The organism is Gracilibacillus boraciitolerans JCM 21714 (assembly GCF_000521485.1).
Taxonomy (GTDB): Bacteria; Bacillota; Bacilli; order Bacillales; family Amphibacillaceae; genus Gracilibacillus; species Gracilibacillus boraciitolerans.
Window position 1 is genome coordinate 1 of the sequence record NZ_BAVS01000028.1, and the last position, 19,693, is coordinate 19,693.

Sequence of the window (19,693 nt, forward strand, 5' to 3'; positions counted from 1 at the left end):
TACCGGGATTAAAAAACTGACGAGAGTGCATCTCATCGGTATTTAAAGCTTAAACTCTCGAATTAATGCATGATTGCCTATTTTGCGAGTGGACAAATTACCTAAACTTTTGCCTATCATATAGTGATAAGGAAGAGGAGGTAATCACATTGGACTCTATGTATCAAGCTAATTATGGAATATACGATGAGTACGGAAACATGTATCAAGACTATCGTCAGCTACCATTCTTTCCTTTTTTACCTGGAATATTTCCTGGAGGTAATACACCGGGTCAAGGTGGACCACCAATTGGTCCTCCACCAGGTCAGGGACAACAATCTGGTCCCCCCCCAACTAGTCCACCACCACAGTTTGTTCCACAGCAGGCATCACAATCAGGGAGTGGAGCACAACTTTTTGCAGTTGATCCAGGTTCAATAAGAGGGTGTCTATTTCGCTTCACGTATATATGGTTAAATCGTTTCAATGCTTTTTGGTTCTATCCTACTTATGTGGGAAGAAGATCGGTGGCAGGTTACCGGTGGACAGGATTTAACTGGGTATATTTTGGTATTGATCTCGATCGAATTCAATCTTTTACATGTGTTTAAAAATATCTGTTCATGCGAGCGAATACTAAATTTTTGTTTACTCATTCTGTAGAGGCATAAATCGTCAGACGATTTGTGCCTCTTTGTTATGGTTGAAATTTATCATGCGCTAACCGTCCGTAAAACCCCCCCCACTGATTGAAGTCTCACTTTATACTTATCTTTGAGATGTAATGATAGACAATAGGGGGCATAAAATTAAAATTAATGGTACAGTTAGATGGAATAATTTTAAAAAAGCAGGTGAAAAACATGATTGAGATTAAATCATCAAAAATTAGTGATGGAGAATTTAATAGAGGAGTATTTGCTACGTGTGATATTGAAAAAGGCAAGCTTATACACGAAGCACCGGTCATTGCTTATCCAAATGATCAGCATCAGCATATTGAAAAGACGTTACTCGCGGATTATGCATTTGAGTACGGAATAAATCACTCTGCAATTCTGCTTGGTTATGGAATGTTGTTTAATCATTCTTATCAGCCTAATGCAAATTATGAGATTAACTTTGATAATCACACATTTGAATTCTACGCTTATACAGATATCAAAGCAGGTGATGAGATTTTAATTAATTATAACGGTGACGTTGATATAGACGATCCATTATGGTTTGATCAAGAGTAGAAAAGAATGAGTAATGTAATAAAACATACTACTTTAACAAAAAAAGGTAGCGAAAAACATTAATAATAAGTAGTATAGAAAGGGATATAAGATGCAATAAAGGCATTGCAACTTATATCCGCATGTGAACTGTTAATGATGTGTAGCGTGGTCAATTGATTGCTGTAAGATTTTCATCACGTGTTCGTCGTCTTGGGAATAATAAATTGTTTTGCCATCACGGCGATACTTAACTAAACGTAAATTTTTTAAAAAGCGAAGTTGATGGGAGACATTAGACTGATTTAGGTCTAATGTCTCCGCTATTTTGTTAACAGATAATTCTTCTTCAAATAGTAAATGTAAAATTCGAATTCTTGTAGGATCACTTAGTGCCTTAAAGGTTTGTGATACTAAAAATAAAGTTTCCTCGTCAAGTTCGTATTGGCTTTCATCTGCCATTTTAACCACTCCTTTAATTACAACAATCTTCCTCTTTTTCTATTTCAGCATCAATACCTTCGATTTGAATCGTAGTGTGATGCAGAGAAAATGAATCATGTAATAATTTAGAGGCTCGTTTTAACAGAGCGTCTCGATCTGTATCTTGTTCTACTACCATATGGCAGCATAGTGCTGGAAAGTCAGAAGTAATTGTCCAAACATGTAAATCATGTATGTTGATGACTCCATCCAGCTGAGTTAACATATTTTCTACTTCCACATAGGATAAATTATTTGGAGTTCCTTCCATTAAGATGTGTAAGGAATCTTTAGTGATACGGTATCCGCTAACTAAAATGAGCATCGCAACAATAATGCTGGCGATCGGGTCTGCTATATTCCAATTGAACAGTAAAATTAGTATACCTGCTATGATGGCTCCAACTGAACCAAGTAAATCCCCTAAAACATGTAATAAAGCACTCCGTAAATTTAAATTACCTTTTGTATCACCATTGTACATTAAAATATATGCGACAATAATATTTACGATTAAACCAGTAACTGCTATCCAAAGCATCATAGGACTAACATTAGGAGGTTCTAAAAAGCGATGGTATGCTTCATAAAAAATATATATCGAGATTGCTAAGAGAGTGATACCATTAATAAATGCCGCTAAAATCTCAAATCGTTTATACCCAAATGTTTTGTCAGCATTGGCAGCTTTTTCACTTAATTTAAAAGCAAATAAGCTTAAACCTAATGCAAAGGCATCACTTAACATGTGTCCAGCATCGGATAATAAGGCTAAACTGTTTGTCAGAATACCACCAATTATTTCCACAATCATAAAAGTGAAAATAAATATAAAACTAATCAGTAACGCTTTTTTGTTATTGGTATGATGATGATCATGTGCATGGTCATGTCCGTGTGAATGTGCCAATTTTAACACTCCTTTTTATATATATGAACATATATTCATATTATAAAATGAGAGATGAAAATGTGCAAGAAATTTTTGAAGTGTTCAGAAAAAGCAAAAGGTGTCTAATAAAAATAGTGACTAGAAATGCTAGTCACTAGATGGGCAAATATGGTAGTAGGATGCCGCCAATTAGACCAATGATAACAATAATCCATGATGGTAACTTCCAGAATGCTAATAAACTAAAAAGGATGACGGCTAAGATAAAATCTTTTGTTTCTGTGATAGTACTAGTCCATATTGGTTGATAGAAGGCAGCAATTAAAAGACCCACCACAGCAGCATTAACACTAATAAGGGCACCACGAATAGATGGAATCTGACGCAATGCGTTCCAAAATGGAAGTGTACCTATTATTAATAAAAATGCTGGTAAGAAAATAGCAAAAGTGGCTAGAAGTCCTCCAGGAATACCAGCAATTATAGTTCCTAAATAAGCGGCAAATGTAAATAGTGGACCAGGCACTGCTTGGGCGGCTCCATAACCAGCTAAGAATTCTTGCTCCGTCATCCACCCAGCAGGGACAAATTCCTGTTCAAGTAATGGTAAAACAACATGACCGCCCCCCCAAATACAAGAGCACCAGACCGATAAAAACTATCAAACATTGCAAGCCATTGCCAGTCGCTTGCTTGATTGACAAGTGGTAAGATGATTAATAACAAAAAGAATAAAGAAATACATATTATAGCCATTTTCTTAGATAAAGTTAAATGAATAGTAATCGTTTCTTCCTTCTTCTCTTGTTGTTGAAAGAAGACTATACCAATCAATGCGGAAACGAGAATAATTACCACTTGTGTCATTGTGGTTTGCCAGACTAGCATGCTCACAACAGCAAGTATTGCAATAGCTTTTCTAGAAAGGTCTGGTGTAAGCTTGGCGCCCATTCCGATAATAGCGTGTGCCACAACTGCCACTGCAACAATTTTCAAACCCTGAATAAAACTTGCATCATAAAATGAAAATTGGTGAAGTGCTAAAGCAAAGAGGATTAAGACAATGACAGAAGGTAAGGTAAACCCTAGAAAGGCGAGAATACCTCCTAAAACACCACCACGTATAATTCCGATCCCAATCCCTACTTGACTGCTGGCGGGTCCAGGTAAGAACTGACACAATGCAACTAAATCTGCATATGCTTTTTCATCTAACCACTTTTTTCTTCGAACATACTCTTCATGGAAATAACCTAGATGTGCAATAGGACCTCCAAAGGAAGTGAAACCTAACCTTGTGGCAATCCATAAGATAATTAAATAATCCTGAAAACTGTTTTTCTGAGTAATCATTATTTACTCCTAATTATGATTTTGTTCTATACAGTATACCAATCTTCATAGAAACCAGACAAGTATATTCATATAAAATTTTTGTTAAAATTGAATGATAAAGATAAGTACAGCTAATATGACAATGACAATACTTACAGCGATTAATGAATATGTTTTTGAGGTATTTGCTACTTGGATTTCACTCCAATTAATTGGCTGAATCCTGCTTGTCCAGAACACAATAATAGCCGAGCAGAGAATAGCACTAATATTGACTAATAATAGAAGAAGGGGGGGCGTTAAAGCTTGTTCAAATTCCAAGGCACAAAGCATCATCCCGAGTACAACAGCTGGTGGTAATAATGCAACAGAAACCATTACACCGACCAAGGCTTCAGAGACCCTTTTTGCAAAAGACATAGCTCCTGCTGTTCCTGCTGCAAGCGCCACGACTATATCCATGAGTTCAATATTGGTTCTCGCAAAAAATTCGTCACTATTTATCGGTAAAGGGAAAATAAAACCAAAAATAATGGCAATCCCGATTGGAATAGCTAAGCCATATAAAGAGGTCATCGCGGAATTCTTCATTAATTTATAATCACCCAATGTAGCAGCAAAAGACAAAGCTGTAAAAGGACCAATCAGGGGGGGAGCAATCACCATTGCGCCAATAACTATTGCTGCACTATCCTTAACAATCCCTGCTGTAGCTACCCCCCCAGCAGAAAGAACAAGCATCCAAATATAGTTGACACTTGTCTTGCTAGAAGAGTGCACCACATTATATAATTCATGACGACTGGCACGGGTGATTTCTTTTTGTTTTTCCTTAGGGTCCTCTTCCTTTACATCTTCTTCCTGATCGGGTTCTATCCTTGGCAGGTAAGTCGAAATATTATACAGAAGTGCACGGACTTCTTTTTGATTCTTGTCATTTACTTCTAAAAAATTTAAAAATTTCTTCGGTGTATTTTTTCTTTATCAGTATTTTTACTAACTCCTCTTTATCAGTAATTTGTGTGTGCCATTTTTCAATGACATGAAATTCTTCTATTTCGGATAGAAAAGCATCTAGTCGATTAATTGGTATATAAATTTCAATAAGCTGCAGTTCCATGATGCCAGTCCCTTCTTAGTGTTCATAAATCATTTTTCTTGTCATCCCACCGTCTATCACAAAATTTTCGCCATTAATAAAATTATTCGCAGGATCCGTTAGAAATAGACATGCACGGGCAACGTCTTCAGGTTTACCAACACGTTTAGATGGATGTTGTTCATGATCAATCTCCCGCAACTTCTCGTAATTCGTATTTTGAATCCATCCAGGGCTAATCGCGTTGCTTGTAATATGGTCCTCTTGTAATGTCATAGCTAACGCATGTGTTAAGGCAAAAATCCCACCTTTACTTGCCGCATAGCTTTCGGTATTTGCTTCTGACATAAAAGCACGAGTAGAAGCAATATGAACAAGACTTCCACCATTTGCCTGCTGACGCATGATTCTAGCCGCTTGTTGAGAACATAAAAAAACGCTGCGTAAATTTGTGTTTAGCACTCGATCCCATTCTTCTAATGAAATATCATAAAAGTCACCAAAGGATGATATACCTGCATTATTAATAAGAATGTCAAGCTGATCATATTGTTCTTTTATATAAGCAAATAGTCGATTAATATCGCTTGGATTACTCACATCTGTTTTGTAAAAGTGTACCGATTCTTCAGAGGGCTTCACTATATCCGCAACAATTACTGTTGCTCCTTCTTCTTGATATGCTTTAGCAATTGCTTTTCCTATTCCATTTGCTCCGCCTGTAACAACGACTACTTTATCTTGATAACGCATTATACTGTTTCTCCTCCTCTGTAGGGAATCTTAATGTAATAGCTGTTCCCTTGTCTATTTCACTCTCTACCTGGATGCTGCCATCATGCATTTCAACTAAATTTTTTACGATCGAGAGTCCCAGTCCTGTACCACCATTAGCTCTTGAACGAGATTTATCTACGCGATAGAAGCGTTCAAATAGATATGGGATATCTTCTTGTTTGATGCCAATACCTGTATCTTCCACACGAATGATTACATCTTTCCTTTCTTCTTGCACTGTTAATGTTATTTTACCCTTTTCCGTGTAACGTACCGCATTTTCCACTAAGTTAGTTAAAACCTGATCCAATCTGCTTTTATCTGCAAATAAATATACGGTATTTTCAGGCTGGTTAAGATGCATCGTCAGTCCTTTTTCTGAAGCTCTAAACTGGGAACGTTTAAGCATTTCTTCTGCTAACTTGTTAATATTAATGTCCTCTTTATTGAGATCTATCTTACCTTCTTCAATTTTTGATAAGTCCATAAGATCATCCATCAGGTCACTTATATGATCTGTTTCATTTTCGATTATTTCCAGAAATTCATCTTTTTCTTCTTTATTTTGGTACATTTCATGGCGTACTGCATTGGCATAACCTTTTACATAGGTAAGTGGCGTTTTTAATTCATGGGTAATATTTGAGAAAAATTCATTGCGATTTGTCTGATATCTTTCTAACGTTTCTGACAGATGGTTTATGGCATGTGCAAGTGATCCAATTTCATCATTTGCTTTATAATCTACCCGTAAAGAGAAGTTTTTCTTTTCTGCTATTTGTTTTGCAACTTTCTCCATTTCAATAAGGGGGGGTGCACCTAATTTTTTTGAAATAAAGAAAGTAAACCCTATGGCCAACACAACGGCACCTAAACTAGCCAAAATAACTAAAAAGATAATATTGTGAATCGAATTACTAATAAGACCGAAGGAAGAAAATAAGACGACACTGCCATTTGTTCCATTTTGATTAATGATTGGCTGGGCAACCTTCAGATAGGTAGATCCATTAGATGTAAATTCTTTTACAATGGTTTCACCACGTTTCAATTGCATAATTTCGTTGCTTGTTAATGTCTTATCTGTAAGGTCTTCTTGCCAATTTGTTTGCAATAGTTTAGTGCCTTCTTGATCTAAAATAACGGCACTTGTATCTGTCATTTCTGTCAGATGTTCTAATAATTGTAGGTTTTCCGAATCATCTAAGTCAGTTACCTGATTGGCATATTTTTCAGATAACTGAACGAGTTGTGTTTCAGTCTGATTTATCGAGTAATTTAAAATAAGTTGCAAGATGATATACCAAGTGGGATCAATATAATAAGCTGTAAGAATAAAATGGTTGCTCCCAGTTTAAAAATCACACTATTTAGTTTCATGGTTCCCCCTCCCAATCGAATTTATATCCAACTCCCCCCCATACGGTCTGCAGTGCTGATAAGAAATGCCAGCTTTCTTTAATTTATCTCTTACATAGCGAACATGGGAGTCAACAGTGCGTATATCTACTATTTCATCCAATCCCCCCCAAATTAAATCCAATAGTTGTTCTCTCGTATATACTCGATTTGGATGGGAGGCAAGTAAATACAGGACATCAAATTCTTTTGGACTGTATTTCACCTCATTTTTATCCACTGTGACCGTACGTGAAATCGGATCAATTCGTAATTCTCCATATAATAGTGAACTTTCGTTATTTATATTTTCTTTGTAAAAATGGCGGAGCTGCACTTGAATCCGTGCCAGTAGTTCCACAGGTTCAAATGGTTTTACAACATAATCATCTGCTCCGATAGTTAAGCCTTCTACCTTTTGCGAGGTATTATTTAATGCTGTTAATAAAATGATTGGAACGCCTGGCTTGACGGTTTTCATTTGTTTACATGCTTCCATCCCGTCCAGTTCAGGCATCATAATATCTAATAGAACAATGTCAATTGCTTGGTTTTGTAAGATTTGAATCGCCTTTATTCCATTTTCCGCTTCTACTATTTCATAGTCTTTCCTTAAATATAATTTTAACATGGTTCTCATTTGTAATTCATCATCGACAATAAGTATGGTTGTCATCGCTATCCCTCACATTACATACATCAATTTATACCCTACTCAAATAGTATAGAAAAATTCATAATTAGTAAAACACAGAGTGCTTAACATTCAACATTACATGGATAGTATATCCAAACTTAATTTGAAAGTGTGTTAAGTGGGAGCTTTTGCCTTACACTCAGCATACTTTCAAAATTGTTACTATTTCGCAGGGTATGTCTTTATTTCGGATAAATAAGAATAATATTTTTGGTGAGATAATTTATGAACAATTTATGACAATAGTTGTTTCATCATAATTTCATCATATTTATCTGTCAGAATAAAAAGTAGTTGTAACATAACTTTTTTAACTAAATGGTATGCAAAGTATAGAAATGTTTCAAATGAGAGGAGAAACTCCATGAAGGCAATGAAGAAACTCATATATTTATTAACCTTATTGGTAATACCTATTTTTTTGGCGGGGTGTGAGTCAAAACTATTAGTCTTTGATCCAAAGGGACCAGTAGCCAGAAGTTTAACAGATTTAATTGTGTATTCGATTATCTTAATGTTAGTAATTGTTCTTGTTGTTTTTGTTTTGTTTGTTTATATTATTTGGAAATATCGTGTGCGAAAAGATGACGCTGATTTTGAACCCAAAGAGGAAAAAGGGAATCATTGGTTGGAGATTACCTGGTTCACAATTCCTGTCATCATTGTTATAGCCCTGATGATTCCAACAGCAAAAACTATATATGAGGTTGAAAATATTCCTCAAGGATACGAAGAAGAAGAACCACTTGTGATCCATGTAACATCGGCTGATTGGAAGTGGATTTTTAGCTATCCTGAACAAGATATTGAGACAGTGAATTATATTAATATCCCGGCAGATCATCCTATACAGTTTAAGATGACATCTGCAGGAACGATGCAGTCTTTTTGGGTGCCTGAATTAGGTGGTCAAAAATACACGATGGCCAATATGCAAACAAACCTTTTCTTAGTTGCAGATAAGCCAGGTTCCTTTTATGGACGTAATACAAGCTTTAATGGCAGAGGATATGCCCATATGGAATTCGAAGTACAAGCCCAAACGAAAGAAGATTTTAATGAATGGGTAAATGATGTCAAAACAACTGCCATGGATTTAACAGAAGAAAAATATGGTGAAATCTTAGAACCGGGAAATCTTGGTAGAATGACTTTCAATAACACACATTTAGAATGGATTGATCATGCCCATGGTGGTTCTGAAAAATATATTGATCCGGAGTTATATCGGATCACTCATGGTGATGGGAAGCATGAAGAAGATAAGGAAGAAACAGAGGTGCAAACCGAAGAGAGTCATACAGAAGTAGAGGAAGAAACGAGTGATTCTGCAGATACAGCTCACTCACATCATTAATAGAGGTGGTGAAAGACATGTCATTAGATGAATTTTTTGTCACAGGTGACCCGATGATTCTTGCGTCTCAAATTGCAATTGCTTTAACAATGGTTGGATTAGTTGCATTAATCACGTATTTGAAGCGTTGGAAGTGGTTATGGAGTGAATGGTTTACAACCGTTGATCATAAAAAGATAGGTATTATGTACATTTTAGCTGGGGTGCTCATGTTTTTCCGAGGTGGCGTCGATGGATTATTAATGAAAGCTCAAACATCTAGACCTGAGATGGGAATATTAGATGCCCAACATTACGATGAAATTTTTACCACACATGGTGTGATCATGATATTGTTTATGGCGATGCCATTGCTGATAGGGATTATGAATGTTGTAATTCCATTGCAAATTGGTGCAAGAGATGTGGCATTTCCAAAGTTAAATGCGCTTAGCTTTTGGCTGTTTTTTGTAGCGGCGATGTTATTTAATATCTCATTTGTTATTGGTGGATCTCCTGATGCAGGTTGGACCTCCTATTTTCCATTAGCAGGAAAGGAATTTACTCCGGGAGTTGGGAATAACTATTATGCTATCTCATTACAGATAGCTGGTATTGGTACATTAGCAACAGGGATTAACTTTGTGGTAACGATTATTAAAATGCGTGCACCAGGCATGAGTTGGATGAAGATGCCGATTTTTACCTGGACGACATTTATTACATCAATTATCATTGTAGCTGCTTTCCCAATCTTTACCGTAGCATTACTGTATATGTCATTGGATCGACTTTTCGGGACACACTTTTTTACCGTTGCTGCTGGTGGGGATCCGATGTTATGGCTCAACTTATTCTGGTTATGGGGCCATCCGGAAGTATACATCGTTGTGTTACCAGCATTCGGGATGTTCTCAGAAGTTATCGCGACATTTGCACGAAAAAATTTATATGGATATAAATCAATGGTTTATGCGGTTGCAGGTATTGCATTTTTAAGTATGTTAGTTTGGGTACACCACTTCTTTACAATGGGCAATAGTGCAGCAGTAAACTCCATTTTCTCTTTAACAACCATGATGATCGCAATTCCGACTGGTGTTAAAATCTTTAACTGGTTATTTACGTTACGAAAAGGTCGGATTGAATTTTCAACATCAATGTTATGGGCATTAGCCTTTATTCCGTGTTTTACCATTGGTGGAGTAACAGGAGTAATGCTTGCTATGGCAGCTGCTGATTATCAATACCATAACACGATGTTCTTAGTGGCACACTTCCATTATGTATTAATACCTGGTGTTGTATTTGCGGTATTTGCAGGCCTATATTACTGGTGGCCAAAAATGTTTGGATTTAAACTTAATGAGAAAATCGGGAAATGGCATTTCTGGTTATTTGTAATCGGCTTTAATTTAACTTTTATGCCAATGTTCTTTGTGGGATTAGATGGTATGTCTCGTCGTATGTATACCTATGCAGAAAGTACAGGATGGGGGTGCATGGTTAGGCTTCTCAGCAGTTGGTTCCTTAATAATGGCAGCTGGTTTCGCTGCACTTGTCTACAATATTTACTGGAGTTTCCGTTATGCGTCACGGAAAGTCGGAAATGATCCATGGAATGCTCGGACACTAGAATGGGCGACTGCATCACCTGCACCACATTACAATTTCGCCAAAGTACCAAAAGTAGATAGCTTAGATGACTTCTGGTATAAGAAGAAAAAAGGCGAAACAGGATTGAAAAAGGCAGATTTAAAACCTGTTCATATGCCAAGTAACTCTTGGACACCAATTGTATTAGCAATAGCATTTGGCGTAGTTGGATTTTTCTTAGTATTTGAATGGTTTACGTTAGCGATCATTGCTTCTGTTGGTATTGTGATCGGATTAGTTGCCAACACGTTTGATTATAATGACGGGTATCATATTCCAGTAGATGAATTAGAGAAAGAAGAAAGAGAGTGGAGAGGTGATTTAAAATGACGTCACACACAACACCATTAGAATATAAGTCACATCAAAGTCAAATGAATATATTAGGTTTTTGGGTATTTCTTGGTGCAGAAATTGTGCTTTTCGCCACGCTGTTTGCTTCTTATTTTGTATTGGAGCATAATACTGCGGGAGGCCCTGGTGGGGGGGCAGATATTTTTGTTTTGAAGGATGTCTTAATTGAAACCTTTCTGCTTTTGACAAGTAGTTTCACTTCGGGCCTTGCCATCCATGCGATGCGTAATCATGATAAAAAAGGCTTACTACTTTGGATGATTGCTACATTATTGCTAGGTGCTGGCTTCTTATTTATGGAAATTAATGAATTCCTCCATTTTATCCATGAGGGAGCAACGATTCAAACAAGTGGCTTTACCGCTGGTTTATTTACTTTATTAGGTACCCACGGAGCCCACGTAACTTTTGGTATTATCTGGATCAGCTTGTTGCTAGTTCAATTAGTACGACGTGGTATCACCGAAAAAACCTCTAGTAAGCTGTTTATTGCCAGTCTGTATTGGCATTTCTTAGATGTAGTATGGATTTTTATCTTTACATTTGTATATCTAAAAGGGATGGTGATGTAAATGAGTGCACATACTAGTCGTTTTCCATGGAATCTGTTAGTAGGGTTCGTGCTTTCGATTGCATTGACATTACTTGCTGTTTTTGTAACGTTTTATACGGACTTTTCTAGTTCAGTTATCTTATGGATTATCGGTGCCTTTGCCATTTTTCAAGCGATTATCCAATTGTTTATGTTTATGCACGTAACAGAAGGAAAAGAAGGAATAATCAATGTTATCAATATCGTCAATAGTATGATACTAGCTCTAATTATCATCTTCGGTACGATATGGGTACTCACATCTGGTCACGCAGCAATGTAATAAGAAACAGAAGGGGGCTGCCTCAATGAAATAGTTGAGTGCTGCCCCTTCTGTATACCTGATAGTAAATCAGTGGAAGGTAATTTATCTATATCTGCAACCAATATTGTATCCTTTCCTTTCTTTAATATGATATCATAGCATCAGAAAATCAAATAAAGGAGAAAATCACATGCCACTTAATAAAAAAGGTCTATTTTCTTTTCTCGTTACATTACTACTTGCAACTCCTATTACGGCATATGCTCATGTAAAATGGTTTGCTCAAGTGGAGCCGGAAAAAGTACCAATGGAAGAGATTCTATCTCCATTTTTCATAACATTTGCCATCATTGTGGCGGTTATCTTAGCGATTTTATCACAAGTGATGGATTATTTTTTAAAAATACCATATGCAGCAAAAGTTGATCACTTTTTAAATGGAATTCGAAAATATTCACGTTATATTTTAAAATATGGAACAGCCCTTGCATTTATTATACAAATTATTTCTGGAACAATGTTTGCCCCCCCTGAATTTGAAATTACTGAAGGTTGGCAAACCATTGTGATGGGTTTCATTATCGTAACATTATTAATACCACAGCATTTTAGTACCAAGGTTGCTGCCTTTTTTATGCTAGGCTTGTTTATCACGGTATGGCAGGATTATGGATGGTTCTATATGTTAGATTATGGATTCTATCTGGCTATCATCTTTGTGCTATTTATTGGGAAAACAAATCTAGAAGGCTGGGGGGTTTCCGTTCCTTTACTTAGGTACTGGTCTAAGTTTATGCTGGGTAGCTGTTGAAAAATGGGTCTATCCATCGATGACTCTTGATATTGTAGTTAATCACAGAGTACCTACGTTTGGGTTTGATCCTGAAACATTTATTATAATGGCGGCATTTGTGGAATTTGTGGTTGGCTATTTATTAGTGGTTGGGATTCTCAATCGAATTTTAGGATTAGTTGTTACTTTAATATTTATTTCCACTTCTTTATTATTTGGAATGACAGAGATAATTGGTCATGCCATGATTCATATTGTCTTAATTATCTTTATTATAGAGGGGGTTTCGTTCTATCATCCTCCAATTAGAATCCATAAAACGAAGATGGATCAACTTGTTTTTGTATTTCTGAATTTCATATTTGTATTAGCAACTTTTATTTTGATCTATTATCGATTTGCATAATGTGTCGATTTACTTAGAAGCTAAAATAAAGTAAAATATAAGCTAATAATATCGCACAGCTCGTGCAGGAAATGGGGGCGCATATCATGAAAAAGATTGCATGGATTGCAGATAGCTCTTGCGGACTACATAAAGAATATGCTTAAAAAAATGATGTTTATATTATCCCTTTAAATGTGATCATCAATGGTAAAACTTATAGAGAAGAAGTCGATCTATCGAAAGATGAATTGTATGAATTGTTAAAGGAACATGGTAATGATGCAAAAACAAGTCAGCCAGCATATGGAGACTTTATTACTCTGTATGAACGACTTAAAGAAGAATATGATGTTGGCATAGCTATCCATGCATCGAGTCAATTAACAGGGACGTATCAAAGCTCAATTTCTGCGTCTGAAATGGTTGGTTTTGATGTAGAAGTGATAGATTCTAAAATCGGTGATTATGCACTTGGAAAGATGATACAAACGGGTGTGCAAATGGTCAAAGAGCAAAAGCCTTTTGATGAAATTGTTTCTAAGCTGCGCACTTTACCTGACTATGCTCAGATGTATCTGATGTCTCAGAGTTTTGAACAATTGCGCAAAAGTGGAAGAGTAAGTACGGCGCAATCGATGTTTGCGTCTTTATTAAATATTCATTTGATTTTAGGATTTGTTAATGGCAAGGTTGTAGTAAAAGATAAAGTTTGAATTAAAAAGAGAGCAACAAGGAAAATGTTACAGCTGTTAGATGAGGCTATGGATAACTATCAATTAAAAGAAATATGTATCTTACATGCTGGTGTAAAAGACCATGCACATAAATGGAAAGAAGAAATCGAAAAACTTTATACAGAGTTAAAGATCAATATCCAAACGCTGGTACCAGTAGCTGGTGTGCATACAGGGTATGGGACCTTATGTATTGCATGGCTAAGAGAATGATAAATAAAATGAAAATCTTGAAATAAAGTAATTCCATTAATAACTATAAATATTGAATTAATAAGAAAGTTATGAATAGAGAGGGAGACCGTTTTTATGGAACATGGATTTGACACAAAATCTGTACATGTTACAAGGAAAAAAGAAGAAGGAGTGCCAACCAAAGTAACACCAATACATCAAACCTCCGCCTTTACTTTTAAAAATCTAGAAGATATTGAGAGATTTTACTCGGGAGAAAGAGAGTATCTCTATACACGAGTAGGTAACCCTAATACGGATGAACTAGGAAATGCCGTTGCTAATTTAGAAGCGGCTCCAGCAGGTATTGCGACTTCTTCTGGTTTATCAGCCATACTGGTCGGCATACTTTCCATTGCGAAAACAGACGATCATATTTTGGCCTCGGAGGATTTATATGGTGGCACGTATGAATTATTGGCAAATGAATTAACATCGTTTGGCATTGAGGTAAGTTTTGTATCATTTGAAAGTGATATAGAATCAGAGATAAAAGATAATACGGTTCTATTGTATACAGAATCGATCACAAATCCATTGTTAAGAGTGGAAAATTTAGAACAGGTTACTCAAATTGCTAAAAAACATCAGATTAAAACAATGATAGATAATACGTTTGCCACTCCTTATTTAGTACAACCCTATTCATTAGGTGTAAATCTTGTCGTACATAGTGCCACCAAATATTTGGGCGGGCATAGTGATATTACAGCTGGGGGTATTAGTTGGAGACGAAGATTTAGTTACAAAGGCAAAAACAAAATGTGTGAATTTTGGCACAAATTTAAGCCCATTTGAAGCATGGTTAACGGTTAGAGGTTTAAAAACATTAAGTGTACGTATGGAACGGCATGTGCAAAATGCTGCTAAATTAGCTAGCGCCTTGGCAAAGCATCCAGCTGTCGATAAGGTATATTTTCCTGAATATGTTTCGGAAAAAGGAAACGGAGCAATTGTTACAATAGATATTACCAATAATGGAATAGTGGAAACTTTTTTTGAATCGTTAGATTGGATCAAAATTGTTGCAACTTTAGCAGGAGTAGAGACAACCGTTTCGTATCCTATCGGTACGTCACATCGTAACTTACCAAAAGAATCTCAGCAGGCTCTAGGTATTACGAAGGGTTTAGTACGTATTTCTGTAGGTATTGAAGATATTGAAGATATTATACATACGCTAATAAATGCCTTAAATAACGCAAAAAAATGAGGTGATGGAATGAAATATGCAGTAATAACGGGAACGTCAAAAGGACTTGGTGCGTCCATCGCAAAATTATTAATGGAGGCCTCTGTTCACGTGATTGGATTAGCTAGAGGAACAAATCAGAAATTAGAAAATGCCAACTTGCCAGGGAGCTATCAGCATTACCAGGTCGATTTATCTGATATCGAACAAACAGAAAGGACATTCCGAGAGATTATTAGCTTTCTAGAGGATCAACCTCTTGATTCGTTACAGTTAGTTCAAAATGCTGCCCTGGTATCACCGATTGAACAAGCTGGGAAACAGTCTGCAAAGGAATTAACCTCACACGTTCATGTCAATTTACTGACTCCGATGGTTGTTACGAATCTATGGTTAGACTTATTGCGAGATCTTGACATCCCATTGGTGCTGGTCAACATTACTTCTGGTGCAGCAAATCGTTCTGTTTATGGTTGGAATGCATACGGTAGCACTAAGGCTGGTTTAGATCGTTATACAGATACTGTGGCATTGGAACAAGATAAATTAAAAACAGGTAACAAAGTATTTTTATTTGATCCTAGCATTATGGATACAGACATGCAGGGACAAATACGTTCAGCAGATCCTAGTCAGTTTGTTGATGTGGAGCAATTTAAGAATTATAAGAAAGAAGATAAACTCAGAAGTACAGAAGTGGTTGCTAAAGTATTAGTGGACCGTTTATTAGATGAAAAAAGCATTAAAAATGGTGATTATTTCAGTGTAAAAGATATCTTAAAATAGGTTCTTACCCATTTTAAGATTTTTTACTGACCATTTCCCTCCTTCTGACATACTTTATAAGTGTAGTAAGAAAAGGAGGGATAGATATGGGTGCTCAACAATATGGTGGCGGCTACGGCGGAGGATTTGCGCTGATTGTCGTATTGTTTATTCTTTTAATCATCATTGGTGCTTCTTGGGGCTACGGCGGGTATTAAGACAAATTTAATACAATGATACTGACAAGGGATAAAAATCCTTTGTCAGTTTTTCTTATGTCAGACAAAATCATCGTATGTAGGATTTTGCAATCATTAAATATTCTTAAACCATGAATTATTGTATGATGTATGATAAGTAATCAAAGCGGTAATTTTGGAATAAATTGTATGATAAGCAATCGCTTCGGCTTGCCCACTTCGCTTTCCGGGGGGGCGTGCTCTTCAGCTAACTTTGCAAAGAAGACCCCCCCTTTACAAAGTGGATCTTCAGATCACGCTGATCCCCCCCCAGGAGTCGAAGTGGACGCCTGCGCTAAATAAGATTCTACAACAGATGCAAGCGCTAGAAATTAGACTCTTTCTTTTCGATCTATAGATACCATCCCTTTCAAAATTACCATTTTGATCCAAAGCTATATCTTATCTAATGAATCAACTCTGTCGGATTATGTTTTTTTCCTGAAGACATGAAAAGTGAGGACACATCTTTTTTGGGAAATATGATAAACTTTATAATGATACTAAAAGGCAAATGTTTTAGAAAGGAAGTTTTTAGAGATGATTACCAGAAAAAGCAAACGTGAAATAGAAATGATGCAAGAGGCAGGTAAAGTATTAGCAAAATGCCACAAAGAAATTGCTAAGCTGATAAAGCCAGGAGTAACCACTAAAGAAATTGACGATTTTGTAGAATTTTTTTTAGAAGAACATGGTGCCACTCCTGAGCAAAAAGGATACAGTGGTTATCCTTACGCAACCTGCGCTTCAGTAAATGATGAAATCTGTCACGGATTTCCCCGAAATGAAAAGTTAGTGAAGGGGGGGATATCGTAACAGTGGATATGGTCGTTAATTTAAACGGTGGACTTGCAGATTCCGCCTGGACCTATGCAGTAGGAGAACCCGATGAAAAAACGAAAAAGCTATTAGAAGTAACGAAAACTTCTTTATATAAAGGGATTGAACAGGCAATGCCAGGTAAGCGAATTGGTGATATCGGTCACGCGATTCAACAGTATGCAGAAGCTGAAGGCTACTCAGTTGTAAGAGAATTTACGGGACATGGTATTGGACCAACCATACATGAAGATCCACAAATTCCACATTACGGATTAGCTGGTAAAGGGCCACGGTTAAAAGAAGGAATGGTTATTACGATCGAACCAATGATCAACGAAGGTGCGTGGCAAAGTAAAATGGATGATAACAAATGGACAGCACGAACCATCGATGGAGAACGCTCAGCACAGTTCGAGCATACTTTAGTTATCTCAAAAGAAGGACCTCTTATTATAACAGATCAGGATACTATCGAAGAAAATTAAAAAGGAGTACTTTGAAGCAGTGGACCTAAAAGAGAAACCATTAATAAAGATACAGATAAGAGATGGGCTCATTGCTGGTTTACCAATAGTGGTTGGCTATTTGCCAATTGCTATTGCTTATGGTGTTTTAGCGAAACAAGCAGGATTATCTCTATTGGAATTAACAGGAATGAGTCTTTTTGTCTTTGCAGGAGCAGCTCAATTTATGGGAGCAGGAATGATTGGACTTGGAGTCAGCGCGGCTGAAATTATCATTGCTACCTTTGTTTTGAACTTTCGACACTTTGTGATGAGTTTGTCGTTTATTAATCAAATCAGACAATATGCAATGAAATGGAAGTTTCTTTTAACACTTGGTTTAACAGATGAAACTTTTTCTGTTTCGTCCATTTATAAAAAACAAGTTGATCAGGCATATGGGTATTATTTTTATGGTACTATCATGCTGACTTCTTATTTATCATGGGTATTTGGTTCATTCCTTGGCGGTGTTTTAGGAGATGTTATCCCGGAAACGCTAAGCAAAGTATGGGTGTAGCTTTATATGCTATGTTTATTGGCCTTTTAATTCCTTCAGTCCGAAAATATAAATGCATTGCCATGATAAGTATTGCTGCCATGCTGGTTAATTATTTAGTTAGCCCGTATATAGGACAAGGTTGGGGTATTGTGGCAGGTACAATAATAGGTGCATGTATTGGTATTTTCGTATTAGAGGAGGAAAAGGTATGATTTGGTTTATTATAATTGGAATGGCAATAGTAACGATTATCCCTCGGGTCATACCTGCGTTTATTGTAGATTTGATTCAATTTCCTGATTGGGCAAACAAAGGATTGAAAGCAATCCCGTATGCTGCTTTGGGCGCATTGATTTTCCCCCCCGGAATAATGACCGTCATACCTGAAAAACCACATATTGGCTTGATCGCAGGAGTAATCGCGATCATATTAGCCTGGCTAAGAATTCATGTCATAATTGTCGTGTTAAGTGCCATTATTATTGTATTTTTGTTAACCATATAATTCGTATTTAGCCAAAAAGGACCGTGTAGCTACGGTCCTTTTTGGCTAAATGTTTTATTTATATGGTTCAATATGAATATGGGCATGTGGTACATCATGTTCTTCTTTTAGTTTTTCTTCTATATGATCAGTGATTTCATGGCTTTCCTCGACTGTTAGTAAAGGATCTACATATATCGTTGCCTCAATTAAGGATTGATTACCATGCAGCCGTCCTTTAATATCTTTGATGTGCAGTACATCTGGATGTTGATCAATACTTTCTTTAATTAAATCTAATTCCTTTGGATGGAAACCATCGGTAAGGGTCAAGGTTGCCACGCGAAAGGTATCCCAGGCAGTTTTACAGATAATGATACCCACGATCGCACCTGCTAAAGGGTCTAACCAATAAACGTGAAATTGTGCACCGACAATACCAATAAATGCTCCCATACTCACAAGAGCATCTGATTTGTTATCCTGTGCTGCTGCTTGCAGAGCGGCACTGTTAATTTTCTTTCCTAATCGGATATTGTATAGATAAACAAAAAACATTATAATAGCTGCAACTAATGCAGTCCATGCCGTCAACATATCTGGCTGTGAAAACTCTCCTACTATGATTGATTTAACGGTATCGATTAATACTTGAATACCTATCGTCATCATAATAAAGGCAGCTATAAGTGAGGCAATTGTTTCTGCGCGAAAATGTCCATAATGATGATCAGCGTCTGGAGGTTTCCGAGATATCTTTAATCCTATTAAGACAGCAATCGAGGCGATGACATCTGTAGCATTATTTAATCCATCTGCGCGTAAGGCGGAGGAATTACCAATTGTCGCGATAATCAGCTTAGCAGTTGCAAGAAAGATATAGGTAATGATGCTAAGCCATGCTCCTTTTTCTCCTTCTTTATATTTTTGAGATTGATCCATAAGCGTCCC

The 19,693-nt window shown here is 36.6% G+C and carries 21 protein-coding genes and 5 pseudogenes; 17 read left to right on the forward strand and 9 right to left on the reverse strand.

The features are described 5' to 3' along the window. Positions 1-158 precede the first annotated feature (158 nt). Both JCM21714_RS13975 and JCM21714_RS13980 read left to right on the forward strand, forming a co-directional pair. The gene (locus JCM21714_RS13975; RefSeq protein ID WP_084040839.1) at positions 159-593 is read left to right on the forward strand and encodes a hypothetical protein; all 435 of its coding nucleotides are present in this window, start codon (positions 159-161) and stop codon (positions 591-593) included. 252 nt (positions 594-845) lie between these two features. Then, on the forward strand, positions 846-1,223 hold the full coding sequence (locus JCM21714_RS13980) for an SET domain-containing protein (RefSeq protein WP_035725338.1): 378 nt from the start codon (positions 846-848) through the stop codon (positions 1,221-1,223). 132 nt (positions 1,224-1,355) lie between these two features. Here JCM21714_RS13980 and JCM21714_RS13985 read toward each other — a convergent pair whose 3' ends face one another. The 8 genes and pseudogenes from JCM21714_RS13985 to JCM21714_RS14015 all read right to left on the reverse strand — a co-directional run bounded on the left by JCM21714_RS13985 (position 1,356) and on the right by JCM21714_RS14015 (position 7,862). After that, entirely contained in the window at positions 1,356-1,664 is a 309-nt protein-coding gene (locus tag JCM21714_RS13985) for an ArsR/SmtB family transcription factor (RefSeq protein WP_035725280.1), read from the reverse strand. A gap of 13 nt (positions 1,665-1,677) precedes the next feature. Then, positions 1,678-2,595, reverse strand: coding sequence for a cation diffusion facilitator family transporter (locus tag JCM21714_RS13990; RefSeq protein ID WP_035725283.1), 918 nt, complete (start codon positions 2,593-2,595; stop codon positions 1,678-1,680). A gap of 136 nt (positions 2,596-2,731) precedes the next feature. Beyond that, positions 2,732-3,930: pseudogene (gene chrA / locus JCM21714_RS13995) on the reverse strand (chromate efflux transporter). Positions 3,931-4,014: 84 nt separating this feature from the next. After that, positions 4,015-4,692 (reverse strand): TIGR00341 family protein, encoded by a 678-nt coding sequence (locus JCM21714_RS14000; RefSeq protein ID WP_235182886.1) that lies wholly within the window; start codon positions 4,690-4,692, stop codon positions 4,015-4,017. Between the two features lie 154 nt (positions 4,693-4,846). Beyond that, positions 4,847-5,032 (reverse strand): hypothetical protein, encoded by a 186-nt coding sequence (locus JCM21714_RS21970; RefSeq protein ID WP_235182887.1) that lies wholly within the window; start codon positions 5,030-5,032, stop codon positions 4,847-4,849. Positions 5,033-5,047: 15 nt separating this feature from the next. After that, a complete protein-coding gene (locus JCM21714_RS14005; RefSeq protein WP_035725285.1) occupies positions 5,048-5,764 on the reverse strand; it encodes an SDR family oxidoreductase in 717 nt (238 codons plus the stop codon). Continuing rightward, entirely contained in the window at positions 5,748-7,082 is a 1,335-nt protein-coding gene (locus tag JCM21714_RS14010) for an ATP-binding protein (RefSeq protein ID WP_052000740.1), read from the reverse strand. The genes JCM21714_RS14005 and JCM21714_RS14010 overlap by 17 nt, the downstream gene beginning before the upstream one ends. Before the next feature lie 72 nt (positions 7,083-7,154). After that, the gene (locus JCM21714_RS14015) at positions 7,155-7,862 is read right to left on the reverse strand and encodes a response regulator transcription factor (RefSeq protein WP_235182888.1); all 708 of its coding nucleotides are present in this window, start codon (positions 7,860-7,862) and stop codon (positions 7,155-7,157) included. Between the two features lie 385 nt (positions 7,863-8,247). Here JCM21714_RS14015 and qoxA point away from each other — a divergent pair, with 385 nt between their 5' ends. The 15 genes and pseudogenes from qoxA to JCM21714_RS14070 all read left to right on the forward strand — a co-directional run bounded on the left by qoxA (position 8,248) and on the right by JCM21714_RS14070 (position 18,763). Next, positions 8,248-9,240 carry a cytochrome aa3 quinol oxidase subunit II gene (gene qoxA / locus JCM21714_RS14020; protein WP_052000742.1) on the forward strand — a complete coding sequence of 331 codons (993 nt, stop codon included), beginning with the start codon at positions 8,248-8,250 and terminating at the stop codon, positions 9,238-9,240. A 17-nt stretch (positions 9,241-9,257) separates the two neighbouring features. Further along, positions 9,258-11,205, forward strand: a pseudogene (gene qoxB / locus JCM21714_RS14025) (cytochrome aa3 quinol oxidase subunit I). Beyond that, positions 11,202-11,801, forward strand: coding sequence for a cytochrome aa3 quinol oxidase subunit III (gene qoxC, locus JCM21714_RS14030; RefSeq protein ID WP_035725288.1), 600 nt, complete (start codon positions 11,202-11,204; stop codon positions 11,799-11,801). The pseudogene qoxB and the gene qoxC overlap by 4 nt, the downstream one beginning before the upstream one ends. Continuing rightward, on the forward strand, positions 11,802-12,104 hold the full coding sequence (gene qoxD / locus JCM21714_RS14035) for a cytochrome aa3 quinol oxidase subunit IV (RefSeq protein WP_035725291.1): 303 nt from the start codon (positions 11,802-11,804) through the stop codon (positions 12,102-12,104). A gap of 172 nt (positions 12,105-12,276) precedes the next feature. Next, positions 12,277-12,897 (forward strand): hypothetical protein, encoded by a 621-nt coding sequence (locus JCM21714_RS21975; RefSeq protein WP_235182889.1) that lies wholly within the window; start codon positions 12,277-12,279, stop codon positions 12,895-12,897. Between the two features lie 19 nt (positions 12,898-12,916). Further along, complete coding sequence (locus JCM21714_RS21980) at positions 12,917-13,285, forward strand: hypothetical protein (protein WP_235182890.1); 369 nt, start codon at positions 12,917-12,919, stop codon at positions 13,283-13,285. 158 nt (positions 13,286-13,443) lie between these two features. Beyond that, a pseudogene (locus JCM21714_RS14045) lies at positions 13,444-14,214 on the forward strand (DegV family protein); the annotation flags it as partial. Positions 14,215-14,310: 96 nt separating this feature from the next. Further along, a pseudogene (locus JCM21714_RS14050) lies at positions 14,311-15,448 on the forward strand (trans-sulfuration enzyme family protein). A 9-nt stretch (positions 15,449-15,457) separates the two neighbouring features. Then, on the forward strand, positions 15,458-16,213 hold the full coding sequence (locus tag JCM21714_RS14055) for an SDR family NAD(P)-dependent oxidoreductase (RefSeq protein ID WP_035725293.1): 756 nt from the start codon (positions 15,458-15,460) through the stop codon (positions 16,211-16,213). An 86-nt stretch (positions 16,214-16,299) separates the two neighbouring features. Next, on the forward strand, positions 16,300-16,410 hold the full coding sequence (locus JCM21714_RS19470) for a YjcZ family sporulation protein (protein WP_084040831.1): 111 nt from the start codon (positions 16,300-16,302) through the stop codon (positions 16,408-16,410). A 132-nt stretch (positions 16,411-16,542) separates the two neighbouring features. Then, positions 16,543-16,734: a hypothetical protein gene (locus JCM21714_RS20200; RefSeq protein ID WP_235182891.1), complete on the forward strand. Its 192-nt coding sequence runs from the start codon at positions 16,543-16,545 to the stop codon at positions 16,732-16,734. Between the two features lie 237 nt (positions 16,735-16,971). Continuing rightward, a pseudogene (gene map, locus JCM21714_RS14060) lies at positions 16,972-17,738 on the forward strand (type I methionyl aminopeptidase). Between the two features lie 19 nt (positions 17,739-17,757). After that, positions 17,758-18,276, forward strand: coding sequence for an AzlC family ABC transporter permease (locus JCM21714_RS14065; RefSeq protein ID WP_369403602.1), 519 nt, complete (start codon positions 17,758-17,760; stop codon positions 18,274-18,276). After that, positions 18,267-18,470, forward strand: a complete 204-nt coding sequence (locus JCM21714_RS24365; protein ID WP_369403603.1) for an ABC transporter permease family protein — start codon at positions 18,267-18,269, stop codon at positions 18,468-18,470. Before JCM21714_RS14065 ends, JCM21714_RS24365 begins: the two co-directional genes overlap by 10 nt. After that, on the forward strand, positions 18,467-18,763 hold the full coding sequence (locus JCM21714_RS14070) for an AzlD domain-containing protein (protein WP_035725295.1): 297 nt from the start codon (positions 18,467-18,469) through the stop codon (positions 18,761-18,763). The genes JCM21714_RS24365 and JCM21714_RS14070 overlap by 4 nt, the downstream gene beginning before the upstream one ends. Positions 18,764-18,817: 54 nt before the next feature. Here JCM21714_RS14070 and JCM21714_RS14075 read toward each other — a convergent pair whose 3' ends face one another. Next, positions 18,818-19,684, reverse strand: a complete 867-nt coding sequence (locus tag JCM21714_RS14075; protein WP_035725297.1) for a cation diffusion facilitator family transporter — start codon at positions 19,682-19,684, stop codon at positions 18,818-18,820. Positions 19,685-19,693 lie beyond the last annotated feature (9 nt).

Bases quoted from the DNA above. Each gene is read 5' to 3' on its own strand.
- JCM21714_RS21970 (WP_235182887.1), bottom strand. From the start codon at position 5,032: ATGGAACTGCAGCTTATTGAAATTTATATACCAATTAATCGACTAGAT.
- JCM21714_RS21975 (WP_235182889.1), top strand. From the start codon at position 12,277: ATGCCACTTAATAAAAAAGGTCTATTTTCTTTTCTCGTTACATTACTA.
- JCM21714_RS14015 (WP_235182888.1), bottom strand. From the start codon at position 7,862: ATGACAACCATACTTATTGTCGATGATGAATTACAAATGAGAACCATG.
- JCM21714_RS14055 (WP_035725293.1), top strand. From the start codon at position 15,458: ATGAAATATGCAGTAATAACGGGAACGTCAAAAGGACTTGGTGCGTCC.
- JCM21714_RS20200 (WP_235182891.1), top strand. From the start codon at position 16,543: ATGATAAGTAATCAAAGCGGTAATTTTGGAATAAATTGTATGATAAGC.
- qoxA (WP_052000742.1), top strand. From the start codon at position 8,248: ATGAAGGCAATGAAGAAACTCATATATTTATTAACCTTATTGGTAATA.
- JCM21714_RS14075 (WP_035725297.1), bottom strand. From the start codon at position 19,684: ATGGATCAATCTCAAAAATATAAAGAAGGAGAAAAAGGAGCATGGCTT.
- qoxD (WP_035725291.1), top strand. From the start codon at position 11,802: ATGAGTGCACATACTAGTCGTTTTCCATGGAATCTGTTAGTAGGGTTC.
- JCM21714_RS14070 (WP_035725295.1), top strand. From the start codon at position 18,467: ATGATTTGGTTTATTATAATTGGAATGGCAATAGTAACGATTATCCCT.
- JCM21714_RS13985 (WP_035725280.1), bottom strand. From the start codon at position 1,664: ATGGCAGATGAAAGCCAATACGAACTTGACGAGGAAACTTTATTTTTA.
- qoxC (WP_035725288.1), top strand. From the start codon at position 11,202: ATGACGTCACACACAACACCATTAGAATATAAGTCACATCAAAGTCAA.
- JCM21714_RS24365 (WP_369403603.1), top strand. From the start codon at position 18,267: ATGGGTGTAGCTTTATATGCTATGTTTATTGGCCTTTTAATTCCTTCA.
- JCM21714_RS21980 (WP_235182890.1), top strand. From the start codon at position 12,917: ATGACTCTTGATATTGTAGTTAATCACAGAGTACCTACGTTTGGGTTT.
- JCM21714_RS13975 (WP_084040839.1), top strand. From the start codon at position 159: ATGTATCAAGCTAATTATGGAATATACGATGAGTACGGAAACATGTAT.
- JCM21714_RS13980 (WP_035725338.1), top strand. From the start codon at position 846: ATGATTGAGATTAAATCATCAAAAATTAGTGATGGAGAATTTAATAGA.
- JCM21714_RS19470 (WP_084040831.1), top strand. From the start codon at position 16,300: ATGGGTGCTCAACAATATGGTGGCGGCTACGGCGGAGGATTTGCGCTG.
- JCM21714_RS14005 (WP_035725285.1), bottom strand. From the start codon at position 5,764: ATGCGTTATCAAGATAAAGTAGTCGTTGTTACAGGCGGAGCAAATGGA.